Source organism: Paraburkholderia sp. SIMBA_027 (assembly GCF_046535315.1).
Taxonomy (GTDB): Bacteria; Pseudomonadota; Gammaproteobacteria; order Burkholderiales; family Burkholderiaceae; genus Paraburkholderia; species Paraburkholderia tropica.
The window spans coordinates 1-230 of the sequence record NZ_JAWRWY010001740.1; the positions used below are offsets into that span (position 1 = coordinate 1).

General features: G+C 66.5%; 1 pseudogene. It reads left to right on the forward strand.

The window, feature by feature from the left end:
• A pseudogene (locus tag SB764_RS45120) lies at positions 1–230 on the forward strand (MFS transporter); the annotation flags it as partial.

The window sequence follows — 230 nt, forward strand, 5'->3', positions numbered from 1 at the left end:
GCCGACCCTGGCGGAGTTGACCGGCGCATCGCCCAACTTCGTGACGGCGATGCTGGTGCTGATCGGCCTGGGCTTCACCATAGGCAATACCGCGGGCGGTCGTTTCGCCGACCGTTCGCTCGATGGCAGCCTGATCGCCTTCCTGGTGCTGGTGATCGCCGACCTGCTGGCTTTCCCCTGGCTGGCGCAGACCCCGTTGGGCGCCGCGATCGGCCTCTTGATCTTCGGTT